This is a genomic window from Pseudoalteromonas sp. S3776, from assembly GCF_005886915.1.
GTDB lineage: Bacteria > Pseudomonadota > Gammaproteobacteria > Enterobacterales > Alteromonadaceae > Pseudoalteromonas.
Genome location: NZ_PNCU01000001.1, coordinates 268,579 through 282,954 on the forward strand (window position 1 = coordinate 268,579; position 14,376 = coordinate 282,954).

Genomic DNA, 14,376 nt, shown 5'->3' on the forward strand with positions numbered 1-14,376 from the left:
AGGTTAATAATTTGCTAGGTGTAGTGCCTGCACTTTACAGGGGCTTAATGTATCCAAACTATATAGCTCATCTTGTTGATTTACAATGCAAGGACACTCAGCAATATAAAAGTCGATCCCTTTTTCTGTTTTTATACTTCTCAAGTAAACAGGGACTATAGGCATAGATGAGGGCAGCTTTTGTAGTAGGCTTAAACTGGGGTAAAGCAATTTGTGTTTTGCTAGTGAATCAAACTTATCGCCATGTTTTGCTTCTATTACAAATAAATGTTCTTTACCGTCTCGCTTAGCAACAAATACAGCGTCGATTTCAACTTGGCCATTTATATGCTCAAGGGCAATATCTTCGTTAGCGAGTGGCTTAAAGTTAAACGTGAATGTACTTTGCCCCGTTGCTGGAACAACTATTGTTTTATCATCTTTTAAGTTAAGTGCTTCAGCCATTAGCCCTGACGCTATAGCTAAATTAACTACGGAGGTTTCGGTAACTTTAGGAAGTAGTTGAAATGCAAATAAGCTTCTTATTGATACGTTTGGTAAAAATAGCTCTGGTTGTAATTGACCAAACAGCGCTTGATCGTTAAAAAAGAAATCGTTTACATCATTTGATTTTACAAGAGAGAAATAAGTTTGATTATCGCCTAAGCGAGAACCAAGCCTAAGTACCATCGTATTATAATCTCGTAAAATTTTTGGCAGCTTTTTTATTGAATCTATCGATATTGATGTTGCAGTATTGGCTTTTAAATTATTGGTACTTAAATATTTTTGAAAGCTTTGAGGAGTAGACACTTTTTGCTCATTGGCTTGCATTTCTTGCAGTAAATTATGAAATATCACTTATTCATCCTTGATTTCAAAATAATAAAAGTACGCCCGTCCGCGCTTTTCAAACTTAAGCTCGCCACGTTCACGTCGATGCATTAACTCGCAGTCTGTTATTTTAAGATGTTTTAGGGCTTCTTTACTTGAAAGCCATTTTCCTTTTTTATTTACCATTTAAGTTACTCAAATTACGTATCAATTTAATATACCTAACTCTAAGTACATCGACAAATTTAGCTTAAACGCTACAGCTAAGACATCTCCCCGTGATCACATCCGAAATTGAATTAATGATGAGTAATTAACAGCATGGATGCTGTTAAAAGCGTAGCTTGGCCATGGATGGCCTATCTACGCTGGTTACGTTCATATCATTTTTTAAATTGAGGGAATAATGTGATCCTCGGGGCGCCGAGAGATTCCAAAGAGAAGTCGGCGGTTACTTCTCTTTGGTTGCCATCGCCAACGCGATATTTATGAACTGTTTGTATTATTTCAAAAGCTCTGCTTTTAGCGCGAGCAAGCTTCGCGCTTACGCCGAGTTTTAACAGAACACTTTGATATAACCTGTAGACGCGCAACTTGTTGGCGTTTTAAAAGCAGGGCTTTTACGGTGTTAATTTATTAAGTAATGAGAAGCTGCGCTTCTAACGTGAGCAAGCTCGGCATTTACAGGTGTTTAGGTGAAATTTGTTGAATAGATTGTACGGAGTTTGAATTAAGCGACATGTACCTGTTTTTAAGGTATAACGTAAACATTGTGATTATAGGAACTCCCCATGGATGATTTATTAAACCAAGGTTTAAGCCTTTTAGTTATTGTAGGTAGTGTTTATTCCTTATTAGGTGTTTTGTTTCTCAAAATATGGCTTCATCAAAAAAATGCCAAACTACCTGTTGAACGAAAAAAACTCAAACGTGTTGCTGCGCAAACACTTAGTGAACAAGTAAATGACAAGATTGTTGATGTAATAGGGCTCATCTTTTTATCTGCGTTGATCGTTACGATGCCTTTTGCCATTAAAGGGATAGCTGAAGTATTTGCCAGCGGTGAGTTAAATTACTTTTTGGTTATTTTAATTGCATTGGGTTTAGTTTATGTAGCAAGAAAGCTGTGGGTTAAATCAAACCTTTTGATAAAGCTTAAACTTGGGCGAGATGCGGAGCTTGCCGTTGCATCGGAGCTTATAGAGTTACAGTCACATGGGTACCAAGTGTTTCACGATATACAAGCTGATGGGTTTAATATTGATCACCTAGTGGTAGGGCCAAATGGTATTTTTGCTATTGAAACAAAGGGCAGGTACAAGCGAATAAAAGATGATACAAATTACAAAGTTAAATTTGAGAAAAATCGTTTAGCGTTTCCCTCTTGGTTTGAAAGTAAGCCGTTAGAGCAAGCCCAAAATCAGGCTAATTGGGTGAATAAATGGTTGCAAGAGGCAACGGGCTTCAATACCCAAGTTTTGCCAATTCTATGCTTTCCAGGTTGGTTTGTAGAGCTAAAGCAAAGGCCAGAATTCCCTATCGTTTCTCATAAACAATTAGTTAAAACGATTCTTTCAATGCGACATATTAGCTTAAGCCAAGAACAGCAACGTGCTATTTGCTATCAAGTGATTCAGCGATCACTGCATGAAAGTAAAGCAATTTAAAAGCTACACTTTTTTGGGCGAGCAATTCTATTAAGATTATGAAGTAAATGTATTCATCAGGTGGTGGTTGCTGTACATAAAAAAAACAGATATTATCAAAATAGGAACGTATTTAATTAAAAGGATTTAAATGAAAATAATCTACTTCTCTTTTTTAGTTCTATGCTCGCTTCATGTAAATGCAGCTATTTTAGATTGCGACTTACAGGGCAAAGATCGCTCTATTTATCAATTAGTAAAGCCAATAGCCCCCTTTGATGGTTGTAAAAAAGCGATTGATATTGAAGGCAATATCGTAGGTTATAAAATAAAGAAAGATGGCTCTTATATTGATATTTCATTTGAAGATGAAAACTTCACTCATGAAAAACACTTCTTTGTTGCAGGCAATAAATTGACAGTGAGAGAACTCCTCTTATCTATATATGCACCTTATGGTGAACCTGTAAACGAATATATTAAAGCCCAAAAACAGAACCTTTTAAAATCGACTTCTAGCGGCATAAAATATGACAAAGGTGGGGTTTATTTCTTTGATTTTGATGTGAATAACTCGGCTTATAAAAACTATATTACTTATATTGAAGAAGGTAAACCTAACGAGTTTATTGGTATAGGAACCGACGCAAGCAAAGAATTGCTGATAAAAATAATGTTTAACAAAGGAATGGATGATGTCTAAAAAATATGAAGATATTGATAACAAGGACGTAAAAAAGATATTAGAGGTGTTTTTTAGTAAAGGCACAGCTAGTCAAATAGAGATTAATGACAAAGTGATTGAGTTAGTTTGGGAGATGTTAGCTTCATCTAAAGAGTGTACAAAGGCTATGAACTTTGTACCAAGGCCACAAGGGTTGGCTGCTTCTCCTATGTATGTTGCTAAAGAGCTCGCCAAAATAGCGTATAGATTATCTTCTGATAAAGATGATTCTGCTTACCATGTTTGTAAGGTGTTTTCAGCAAGAGGCTATGCTACAAAAATTAAGTTAGCAGGCATGGGGCTGTAAATTTGCAATAAAAAGCTAAAGCTGGATACAAACTTTAGCCTTTCTCGCGCGAGCAAGCTTTGCGCCTAAAGGTTTCACTGCTCATTTACTCCTCATTCTTTTCTCTTTGTGCTATACATCGTTTGAGTAATAAGAAGCTGCGCTTCTAACGTTAGTAAGCTTAACGTCTACAAGCGCGATATTAAATCGTGCCTACAGACCACATCCACACCAGCGTAAAAATTTAATCTGGTAGACACACAACTTGTTGGCGTTTTAAAAGCTCCGCTTTTACGGTGTTAATTTATTAAGTAATGAGAAGCTACGCTTCTAACGTGAGCAAGCTTAACGTCTACAAGCGCGATATAAAATCACGCCCACATACCACATCCACGCTAGCGTAAAATTTCACCTTGTAGACGCGCAACTTGTTGGCGTTTTAAAAGCTCCGCTTTTACGGTGTTAATCCATTAAGTAATGAGAAGCTGCGCTTCTAACGTGAGCAAGTTCGAGGTCTACAAACCAAATTGAACATCGACCATTTAACTTGAGCCAACTCTGCGGCTAATTTTTCCTAAACGGTAAGTACTAATGAGGCAAAACAAGGGCAATATTTAATGCACTGCTAACCTTAAATAGGTACACTTATTTGAGGTGTTATTTAAAGGAGTGAATAATGATTAAATGGATTTTAGTTTTGCTTAGTTTTATTTCAACGTACGCTTATGCAGGCGAGGCTTACACGCAAAGTAAGTGCGCAAGCATAAAAAAGGAGCGTGAATCTATTCGCTCTCAATTTAGGCAAGGTTATAGCGTTAAAAAAGGTGAGCGATTAACGGCTCGCGACAAAGTGTTGTTTAGCCAATTGGCAAAACACTGCAATAAATCTAAAAAGAGTAATCACTCATACCGTCCACATGCTACACGTTCAGTAAATACCAACTGGTTACTTAATCAAAAGGTATCAAACATGACTTTGCACAGTGCCAGCTATAAAAACAAAGCTAAGCTTGAGGCGTGGTCTAAATTTTATAAATTACCTAAGCGGTGTCGTAAAAAAGAAATGGAAACAAGCGATTTTGTTTGGTGTAGCGAGTACAGAGTGGCGCAAAAGCAAGTGTTTGAAACCCAATGGCAGAGCCGCCCGTAGTTATGTTTAATAGTAAGTTTCGTATAGTATTTATGTTTGTTGTGATGCTTATTGCATCAGTGCTTATTGCTAATCATTTTACAGGGCGAGTGTTTAACTATCACGACCCGATAGGTGAAGTTAAGCGTATTTACAACGATTTAAACGTAACTCAGCCAAGTAAGCCATTAGCTAAATCACAACCCGTAAACCCTATAAAAACGCCAGCGAGCAGCTCTTTTGTACCTGCACAGAACCACTCGCCTCAAGCAGATAAAACACAATGTACAGATGTATCTTTAGGCGAAGTAAAATATAAACGTAACGGCGATATATACACTTGGACCGATAAGGCGGGAGTTGCGCATTTTAGTGATACTAAGCCTAACTTTGCTGTCGCAACGTACGAGAGTAATTTTTCTGAGCCGCTGGATTATTTTGACCTTACTTTAAACACACCTAATTTGCCGCCTTCATTTAGTCAAAAGCTACAAGTAAAACTCAATACCGTATTTAAGGTGTATGGACAAATTATTGGCACGCATGCCTTAAAAAAAGTAAAGCTAAATTTAACGGTATTACCTAACCGTAGGGCTTATAACACCGCTATTATGAACAATGGCGGCAACCCAGAAAATACAGCAGGAATGTATTTTCATGCAACTAACTCTGCGTTTATTAATTTTAGTGGCGAACAAAACACCATGAGAACGGCAGTGCACGAAGCAGTGCATGCCATTAATAAAGCAGTTTTAGGGTACACGCCTAGGTGGTTAAATGAAGGGTTTGCTGAGTATTTTGAGTTTACCCATAACAATATGCAAACTGCTATTGTAGAGCCAAATCAAACCTGGGTACGTAATAATAAGCTTACTAAAAAGGTGTTTAGACTTAATCGGTTAACGGGATTAAATAATACGTGGCAAAAAGGCGACAGTAGTATTCTTTACGCTAGTAGCTGGGCTGCAATTTATTTTTTAATGGATACTCAATCAGGCAGAATATTACTTAAAAATATTATGCTGGCAGAGCAGAAAAATCCCTGTAACAAGCTTTCGAAAGCTCAATTAAACGCGATGTTATTTAAACAGTTTCCTGCGTTTAATCATGATTATTCAAAATGGTTAAAAGCGCCATTTAAGCCACATAAATTTTAGTTTTTTGTTAGACGCGCAACTTGTTGGCGTTTTAAAAGCTGGGCTTTTACGGTGTTAATTTATTAAGTAATGAGAAGCTAGGCTTCTAACGTGAGCAAGTTCTGCGGTGTGAATAGGTAAAAGGCTCTAGGTTAACGGCGCTAGTGGCTAGTTTGAATTTATAGCCCGTTGCTCGCGGCTTGTTACCCGAATCTTTTGCCTTCTCATTTATCCTCACTCACTGCTCTTTGTGCAAATATGGTTTTATTAACTTTTTCTCGGTGCAGGACGCGTCTCTGGGGCCTCCGTGGTGAAAATGATTTTAAAACAATCACAGGCAAGATAAAGGTGCTAGATTTTAGGGAAGTGACTAGGTGCTAGACTGTTTACACAAGCTCGTCACTATTTCAACTCGCAAACTTTACCCTTTCAAACTCGCTAGCCTTAACCTCGCAAACTCCACAATGAGGCAATTAAGCGTCTTAATTGCCTCATTGTATGAGGCAATTATATGGCGTAAACTGTAACTAATTAATATTAGGGCAAACGCTTATGTGGATATGGCAGCAAAAAGATTGGCCGAATTTTACGTGGGATGAAAAACAGCTTGCGCCGTTGTTGAGGGAGCTTTGTTTTAACCAAGGGGTATTGGTTGGTCGTATGGGAGTACCAAGTACGCAGCAAAAACAGCAAGCGCTTGATACTTTGTTGGCTAATATAATTCATTCAAGTGCCATTGAGGGAGAGAAGCTTAATGCATTTTCTGTGCGTTCGTCACTTGCAAAAAAACTCCACATTGATGAGCAGCCTTATCCAACCACAGTGCAAAGCGATAACCTTGCAGAGATCATGTTAGATGCAATCAATAACACCGATACACCGCTTGATTTAGAACGTATGTTGAATTGGCATCGTTTATTATTTGCAGGTGAACACGGGTTATTCACTCAAATAGCGGGCGGTCAATTACGTGGCAACGAGCCAATGCAAGTGGTATCAGGACGATTAGATAAACCCGTATTACATTTTACAGCCCCACCGAGAGAAGTTATTGAAAATGAACTCACAGCTTTTTTCAATTGGTTTAATACTAGTTTCGACCCGCAGGTAGATCCTTTTATTCGTGCTGCTATCGCTCATTTGTGGTTTGTAACCTTACACCCACTTGAAGATGGTAACGGGCGTATTACTCGTCTTATTACAGATTTAGCGCTTGCTCAAGAGCATAAAGAGTCTATACGGTTTTATGCGATGTCGGTGGCAATTTTAGAAGATAGAAAAGGCTATTACGAGCTCTTAGAGGCAACACAGCGTGGTGATTTGTGCATTACACAGTGGATTACCTGGTTTTTAAATACGCTCAATAAGGCAATTAAATCTACCTTGAAGAATATTGAGCTAACTGTCGCTAAAACTAACTATTGGTTTAAAAAAGATCAAACCAGATTAAATGAACAGCAAGTAAAAGTGCTTAATAAATTACTTGATGGCCAATTTGAGCAGGGCATCAGTGCGAGTCAGTATCAAAAAGTGGCTAAGGTAAGTCGTGCGACGGCGACGCGCCACTTATCAGATTTACAAACACTGAATTATATAAAGAAAACCTCAGCGGGTGGTCGCAGTACTCGTTATAAAATAGCCAAATGATTTTAAAAAGCTTAAAGCTTTTATCTATAATTCAAAGCCATACTATTTCAAACACGATGACACTAAGGTGAGGCAATTAAACATGCTATTTGCCTCATTTTTTGAGGCGAATAATGCGTGAAAGTAACGTAATTTAGAAGCTGCGCTTCTAACGTGAGCAAGCTCTACATCTACAAGCGCGATATAAAATCGCGCCTACGCACCACATTCACGTCAGCGTACAATTTAACTTTGTAGACGCGCATTGATTCTGTTCAAAAGTGATTATGTTACCAGTGATAAGTGACCAACTAATCCCCGTATTTTCTCTGTGTAGCGCGAAACGCCTCTGTGCCCTCGGTGGTGAAAAACAAATTAAGCCAATTATTCACAAATAGGTTTAAGAGACGCTCCGCTTTTAGAGCTAGAACATAAGTGATTTAATAAATGATCACATAAGTAAGAATTCTGCCTACAAAACAGTATTTTAATTTGGTGGTAGACGCGGATAGTTTTCATTTAAAAAAGTGATTATGTCACCACCGAGAAGTGAAGGAGAAGAACAGGAGAAGTGACTTATTTATTCCTGTGTTTTCTCCGTGTAGGCGAAGCGCCTCTGTGCCTCAGTGGTGAAATTAATTAGTAGCAGCGGCTTTATGCCGCGAAAACATTTAATACAAACGGGAGGTAAGTTCCTGCTACGCGCAATGCTTATTCTCAGTAGACACGTTTAAAAGTGATTATGTCACCAGTGAGAAGTGACCAACTAATCCCCGTATTTTCTCTGTGTAGCGCGAAGCGCCTCTGTGCCCTCGGTGGTGAAAAACAAGTTAAGCCAATTATTCACAAAGAGGTTAAAAGGCGCTGCGCTTTTAGAGCTAGAGCGTTAGTGATTAAATAAATGACCACATAAGTAAGAATTCGCTCTACAAAACAGTATTTTAAGTTAGTGGTAGGCGCGCATAGTTTTCGTTTAAAAATTGATTATGTCACCACCGAGAAGTGAAGGAGAAGAACAGGAGAAATGCTCCCATTGTTTTCTCCGTGTGGCGCGCAGCGCCTCTGTGCGCTCGGTGGTGAAATTAATGAGTTGCAGCGGCTTTATGCCGAAAAAAATTCAAGACAAAACGCGAGGCACGCTACTGCTACTTTAATGCAAGCAAGCTTCGCGCCTTTATGTTAGTGCCTTTTTTGTGTTTTTTTACTTTGAGTAATTTATTTAAGTTTTTGTAACAATCGCTGTAAACTTTTTAGTGGTGAGGTTGTCATAAAAGGTGTTGCCTTTTACAGATTGTTACAAATAAATAACCTATAAGCCAGTTGCTAATAAGCGCGTAGCTGTTGCTAACATTATAGTGTGGCGATATGGGTTTAACGGGATGATGTTAAATTTTAACATTTATTAAATTGTGCTTTTAATAAGGGCGACCTAGTATTAAAGATTGACAGTACACACCCAAACAAAACATAATATTAACATTAGCTACACTTAAAAAGCATTTTACTTAATTGTATTGCGTAAATTGGTTAAAGGAGGGAAGTATTATGAACAAATTACTCATTGCATGCGCTATTACTGCTGCAACTTTGTACGTGTTTAAAAACGATTTGACCGCCTTGGCTCAAAATACCTCTTCAATAACTAACACCACAGCCACGCAGCCTGCTCAACCAATTGTGGTAGATATACAAGCAATGCAAAGTAGCCAGGGTATAACCAACAACAATGACACGGCCCTTACCGAGCAAATAGTTATTACCCCGCAAGAGGTGGGTGAATACTCTGAGCTTGAAGGCGCTGTTAATACTCTAAACCAGGTTGATATAACTCAGTCAGAACAAGTATTTTTAAACAAAGTGCAAAACAGCTTTGCTGAAAAGTCGTTATTTTTATACAGCTTTGAATGTAAGCAAAACGATTGTAATGCGGGCATTGTTGCAACCGACGGGCAACCTAAGCACGAAGATATTGCTGGCGTGTTAGCCGATTTATCAGCGTCGGAAGAATTTGCTAATCATTCTGTGCAATTAGCGGGTGTGGCGGTTAATAACGATGGTATTTTGCAATACGATTTAAACATTAAAAATATGCTCCCTAATAACTAAACAACGCATGTTTAGTCGCAATAGGCGCATTTTCCACTCTTAAGTTCATACTTACAATAGCGCGTTTAATTAAGCTTAAACTCTATATTTTTAAACAAAAAAAAAGCGGCTTTTTAGCCGCTTTTATGTGTTTGTAGCTTTTTATTAAAGCATGTTTACTCTTTTGATTTTAAGCGCACTCACTGCGTTAAAAGTTATCAATATAAAGCAGTAACATGCTCGCTAATCTTTTGTTTTCATGTTTTTTGCCCGCTCTTCTGCCTCTATTAAGGCTTGAGATTTAGGCGCTTTCTTTTTTGGCTCTATTACGGGCTTTTTATCTGAATTTGGGTCCCAGCTTTCATCTAGCGATAAATTGGCAAATGGGTTGCTAGAGTCTGTTTGCTTGGGCGCACTTTTCGGCTCTGGTTCATCCGTAAGTGGTGATTCGTGAGCCTCTGGCGCCGGCGTATCTAAAGAGGGTTCGCCACTCGGTTTTACTGATGCGTTTACCGGTTCAGGCTTTTTACTTGCCTTTAATGGCGCGTCGGGGTTGTAGGTACGTACTTCGGGCTCTTTAAAGTCGTGCTCGCTATTAAGCGTCGTTTGTTCAAGCTCGCTGTTTTTATCGCCAGTATGCAGGTGCGCGCTGGTATTTGGCTCGGTAATCGGGTTACTTGGCGCGGCCGGTTCGTTTATAAGCGTTGACTCGTGTGGTTTAATTTCTTCAATAGGCTCGGCTTTTGATTTTTCAACCGCACTGCTTTGCGGCTTACGGGGTCGCTTAACCGAAGGCGCATCTGGGTCAAATTCTCTAACTTCGGGCTCTGCAAAACCGTTTGCATTTTGTATACGTGCTAATGTGTTTTTAGCGGCGGCTTCAAACTCGGCGGTGTTTGGCTTTGGCGCTACTTTTTTAGGCTCAGGGGCAGGTGCATCTTCTTCTGGTTTAACTTGCTGTGGCTCGGCCTCTATTGCAGGTATTGGTGCGTTTGTTGCCTCGCTTATAGGCGTATTAGAGCTTACTGGTTCAGGCTCAATTTGGGCTGCAGCCGTGTGTGAAACTGGCTTAGTAAGCTCATCACCTTGGTCTGCGGCTTTGGGCGCTGTTACGTGCTTTGTACTTATATTGCTATTTTTAGCAAGCGTGCCCTTTGGGGTTGGCGCAACTGGCGGCTCGGGCTTGTTTTGTTTTGCGCGGCGTAAACGTATAACCACCATAGCGCCAATTAATACCACAATAAGCAGTAGTAAGCTTGGTAACAGTAATGAACTTGGCGGCTCTGCAACCGGCGCAGGTATAATTACTGGTGCCGGTTTTGGCGTAGTATTGACCGTTGGTTGCTCTTTTTTAGGCTCTGTTTTTAGGGCCGTTTTAGGTGCCGATGGCTGCGTTTCTGCTTGGGTAATTGGGGGTGTTAATTCGCTGCTATTAGGTGCAAGTTCGGGTGTAGGCGCACTTGCTGCATCTTTATTAATTTTTGGGCTTTGCTCGCTTATTGGGGGAGTAGGTTGAGTGGTTGTTGTGGCTTTGCTTGCACTTTGTTTTATGGCTTCTTCTGCTGCATTTATTTGCTCAAGCAGCGCTTGCTCTTGCTCAGGAGTAAGTGCTAGCGGTTCTGGCTCTTGTTCAACCACTGGGGGCGTTACCGGTTTCGTTTGTACTTGCTTAGGTTTATTACAGTTTCTGTTAAAATCGCGTGCGGCCTTACGATATTGCTGGCTAGCTTTATTATTACTGTACTGCTGCATTTCTTGCTTAATTAAAATACACATGGCTTCGTTATAGGCAGCGCTTTGGCTGCTGTAAAATAAAGCAAAGCAAAAAATAAGTTGAGAGAGTCTAATAATCATAAAACACGGCGCTTAAGTATCAATAGTCTGATTTTAAGCGCAAAATTAAAATATATCTAGGCACTAAAGGCGTGTTGACCTTTGCGGATTGAAATTTGTTCAATCTAAGGGCAATTAAGTCGTGGCGTTAGGTTTGTAACCTAGTGAGATAAGTAAAAGTCCCTCGTTAATCAATCACCATTAGGCTGCGGAACTCATCGTAGGCAAATTGGTCGGTCATGCCACTTATGTAATCTTGAATTAGCCTACAGCGGTAGTAAAACTCGTAAGCGGCAAAGTGGTCGGGCTCTTCTTGCATGGCATCTATGGCGTGCTGATAACTATTTAAGTGCTTTTTAGAGAGCTTTTTAACCAAACGCGATTCGATTAATAAGCGTGAGTCGCCATTGAGTGCGCGTTTAAAGTCGTCACTGTTAAGTTGCAGCAGTGGCTTATAACAGTCGAGCAGGCCATTAATTATGCGGTAGCCTTGCAGTTCTAGTTTTTCTACCTCTTTGTTAGAAAACACATGCTTAAGCGCCACTTGTTTTAAGGTTTTAGTAACCGCATGCAAGTGGCTGCTATCTTCTAGCAGGGCTTGGTTAAAGTCGCCGTGGTAAATAGGTTCAATGTGCTCTATAAAACGCTTGGCGGCGTGATTTACAAGCGGGTGGAGCAGGGCTACTCGCAGATATATAAAAAACTCACTGTTAAAATTATAAGGCTGTGCATTGGCGCGCTCTAGTGCGTAATCTACCGCTTTATCTACAAAGTTTAGGTGTTCGGTGTCGTCAATGGTTAGGTTTATTAGGGCTTTTTTATATTCACTTTTCAACTGTTGGCAAAGCAGCTCGGTGGTTATTATATCTTTTTCTACGGCGTCTTCTATGTCGGCTAGGCAGTACGAAATATCGTCGGCTGCTTCCATAATGTAACTGGCCGGATGGCGGCAGTATGGCTCTATAACCAGCTCGTTTTGTAGTGCCTCTATAAAGGTTTTTTCACTGTAGTAGTAACCTACTTTTTTCATTAAGTAGTTTTTATTTTGCGGTATGTCTTTTGGGTTTAAGCCTGCAGGGCGGGTGTATTTTAAAATGCCTGCGCTTTGGCAATAGGTTAAGTTTAAGCCCAGCAGTGAATGAATGATACGTATGCCTTGGGCGTTGCCTTCAAAGTTACAAATATCGTGCGCTAAGTGTTTAAAAATAACCCCTATGCCGGTATTTTGCTCTTGGCAGCGCGCAGGTGTAACGCTTGTTAGGTTGTTATTAAACCAGTGATTTATGGCGGCTTCGCCAAAGTGTCCAAAGGGTGGGTTGCCAATGTCGTGCATTAGGCAGGCCATTTCTACCAAGCTTTCGAGCGGGCGTTCTAGCCCTTTTAAACCAAACTCGGTTTGCTGATCAAAACTTAAATTGGCAAAAATACGCTGTACTATAAAACGCCCTACTTGTTGTACTTCAAGTGAGTGGGTTAAGCGCGAGCGCACCGCGGCGTTACGCTCTAGCGGAAACACTTGGGTTTTTTGCTGTAGGCGGCGAATAGCAGCACTGTTAATTATGCGCCCGCGGTCGCTTTCCATTGCCATTTGCAGGTTTGCGGTGGTGCGATACATGCGCGCTGGGGTTATTTTTTTACTAAAGTCGATAGTCATCTGAATCCTTGCTAAGTGGTGACGACTGGCAAAGTAAATGCGCGTTGTCATTCGTTTTAAATACTTACTTGTTAATATATACATCTAGGCGAGTTAGGTACAGGTGTGTGTATCATTTAAGGCTTAGCGATTGTATTATAAAGCTATATTTTTTCAGTATTTAACGCATTTTAATGTAGGTGAGTATTTGTAATGAAGTATGTATTTTTAAAGGCGATAATGTTGGCACTTTTAGTGTTAACCAGCCACGTGGCTTATGCGGCAAAAGAGCAAACCGTTGTACTTATATCAATAGATGGCATGCGTTGGGATTACATAGAAAAACACGGCGCACCTAATTTAAAAGCCATGGCTGCTAAAGGTGTACGCGCGCAAAAGCTAATGCCTGTTTATCCCACAAAAACATTTCCTAATCATATTTCTATTATTACTGGGTTGTTGCCGGTGAACCATGGCATTGTAGATAATAAATTTTGTGATAAAGCGCGTAAAAACCAATGTTACAGCATGGGTAAAGCGCAAAACGACAGCACCTGGGTCAACGGTATTCCACTTTGGAATTTAGCTAAAATGCAGGGCTTAAAGTCGGCTACTTATTTTTGGCCAGAGTCGGATGCGCGCTTTAATGGTATGACGCCAGACTATTACTTTCATTACTCTAAATACAGTGAGTACCAAGGCCGTGTAGATCAAATAATTCAATGGCTAAGCTTACCTAAAGCGCAGCGACCGCGTTTTGTGGCAAGTTATTTTTCGTTGGTTGATAGCATGGGCCACGAGTTTGGGCCCGATGCGCCGCAAACACGCGATGCAGTTAAGCAATTAGATGACCTTATGGGGCAATTGCAGGCGCGTTTAAGTAAATTAGAGCAAGATATTAACCTTGTTATTGTGTCTGATCACGGTATGGCGCATGTGGACCCTGAGCAAAGTATTGATATTACAACCTTGCCTAAAAGCGATAACTTTATAGTTAAAAATACGGGGCCGCGTTTACTTATTTATGCAAAACCTGGGGTAACAAGCGAGCAAATTGCAACTTACAAACAAGCCTTACAGCATGCAGCAAACGGCCGATATACGGTGTTAAATGATCAGCAATTAGCGGCTTATCATTACAATAAAGGCACGCGTGTAGGCGATATTGTTGCGCAAACGAATGCCCCTGCGGTGTTTACTAATGAGGGCAAAGCAATGTACTTAGGTACACATGGCTATGCTTACACCGACGATATGGCAGCCACATTAATTGCGATAGGGCCTGCGTTTAAACAAGGGCTAAGCCTTGAAAAAGTAAATAACCTTGATATTTACCCAGTGCTTGCAAAGGTAATGGGGCTTAAGCTATTAAATAAAATAGATGGCGACGGTAAAACTCTTATGCCAGCTATTATACCAATCCGCAATAATATCTAATCATTTTGCGGGGCTAAACGTGTCGCTA

Annotated in this window: 12 protein-coding genes; 8 read left to right on the forward strand and 4 right to left on the reverse strand. The window is 40.1% G+C overall.

All coding sequences use genetic code 11. The annotated features are described in order from the left end of the window. Positions 1-3: 3 nt before the first annotated feature. On the reverse strand, positions 4-840 hold the full coding sequence (locus CWC16_RS01180) for a DUF6997 domain-containing protein (RefSeq protein WP_138540164.1): 837 nt from the start codon (positions 838-840) through the stop codon (positions 4-6). Then, a complete protein-coding gene (locus CWC16_RS19830) occupies positions 841-999 on the reverse strand; it encodes a hypothetical protein (RefSeq protein WP_171037607.1) in 159 nt (52 codons plus the stop codon). 605 nt (positions 1,000-1,604) lie between these two features. Here CWC16_RS19830 and CWC16_RS01185 point away from each other — a divergent pair. From CWC16_RS01185 to CWC16_RS01215, 7 genes are all read left to right on the forward strand, one after another. Then, positions 1,605-2,480: a nuclease-related domain-containing protein gene (locus tag CWC16_RS01185; protein ID WP_138540165.1), complete on the forward strand. Its 876-nt coding sequence runs from the start codon at positions 1,605-1,607 to the stop codon at positions 2,478-2,480. 130 nt (positions 2,481-2,610) lie between these two features. After that, a complete protein-coding gene (locus tag CWC16_RS01190; RefSeq protein ID WP_055020498.1) occupies positions 2,611-3,162 on the forward strand; it encodes a hypothetical protein in 552 nt (183 codons plus the stop codon). Next, positions 3,155-3,490 (forward strand): hypothetical protein, encoded by a 336-nt coding sequence (locus CWC16_RS01195; RefSeq protein ID WP_055020497.1) that lies wholly within the window; start codon positions 3,155-3,157, stop codon positions 3,488-3,490. The genes CWC16_RS01190 and CWC16_RS01195 overlap by 8 nt, the downstream gene beginning before the upstream one ends. A gap of 655 nt (positions 3,491-4,145) precedes the next feature. Next, on the forward strand, positions 4,146-4,619 hold the full coding sequence (locus CWC16_RS01200) for a hypothetical protein (RefSeq protein WP_138540166.1): 474 nt from the start codon (positions 4,146-4,148) through the stop codon (positions 4,617-4,619). A gap of 2 nt (positions 4,620-4,621) precedes the next feature. Further along, on the forward strand, positions 4,622-5,755 hold the full coding sequence (locus CWC16_RS01205) for a DUF1570 domain-containing protein (RefSeq protein WP_138540173.1): 1,134 nt from the start codon (positions 4,622-4,624) through the stop codon (positions 5,753-5,755). Between the two features lie 531 nt (positions 5,756-6,286). After that, positions 6,287-7,381: a Fic family protein gene (locus CWC16_RS01210; protein ID WP_138540167.1), complete on the forward strand. Its 1,095-nt coding sequence runs from the start codon at positions 6,287-6,289 to the stop codon at positions 7,379-7,381. Between the two features lie 1,524 nt (positions 7,382-8,905). Next, on the forward strand, positions 8,906-9,466 hold the full coding sequence (locus CWC16_RS01215; protein WP_138540168.1) for a hypothetical protein: 561 nt from the start codon (positions 8,906-8,908) through the stop codon (positions 9,464-9,466). A 222-nt stretch (positions 9,467-9,688) separates the two neighbouring features. Here the strand turns inward: CWC16_RS01215 and CWC16_RS01220 are convergent, their stop codons facing one another. Both CWC16_RS01220 and dgt read right to left on the reverse strand, forming a co-directional pair. Continuing rightward, positions 9,689-11,299 carry a cell surface protein gene (locus tag CWC16_RS01220; protein WP_138540169.1) on the reverse strand — a complete coding sequence of 537 codons (1,611 nt, stop codon included), beginning with the start codon at positions 11,297-11,299 and terminating at the stop codon, positions 9,689-9,691. Positions 11,300-11,465: 166 nt separating this feature from the next. Further along, on the reverse strand, positions 11,466-12,932 hold the full coding sequence (gene dgt, locus CWC16_RS01225) for a dGTPase (RefSeq protein WP_138540174.1): 1,467 nt from the start codon (positions 12,930-12,932) through the stop codon (positions 11,466-11,468). A 192-nt stretch (positions 12,933-13,124) separates the two neighbouring features. Here dgt and CWC16_RS01230 point away from each other — a divergent pair, with 192 nt between their 5' ends. Beyond that, entirely contained in the window at positions 13,125-14,348 is a 1,224-nt protein-coding gene (locus CWC16_RS01230; protein ID WP_138540170.1) for an alkaline phosphatase family protein, read from the forward strand. The last annotated feature ends 28 nt before the right edge of the window (positions 14,349-14,376 follow it).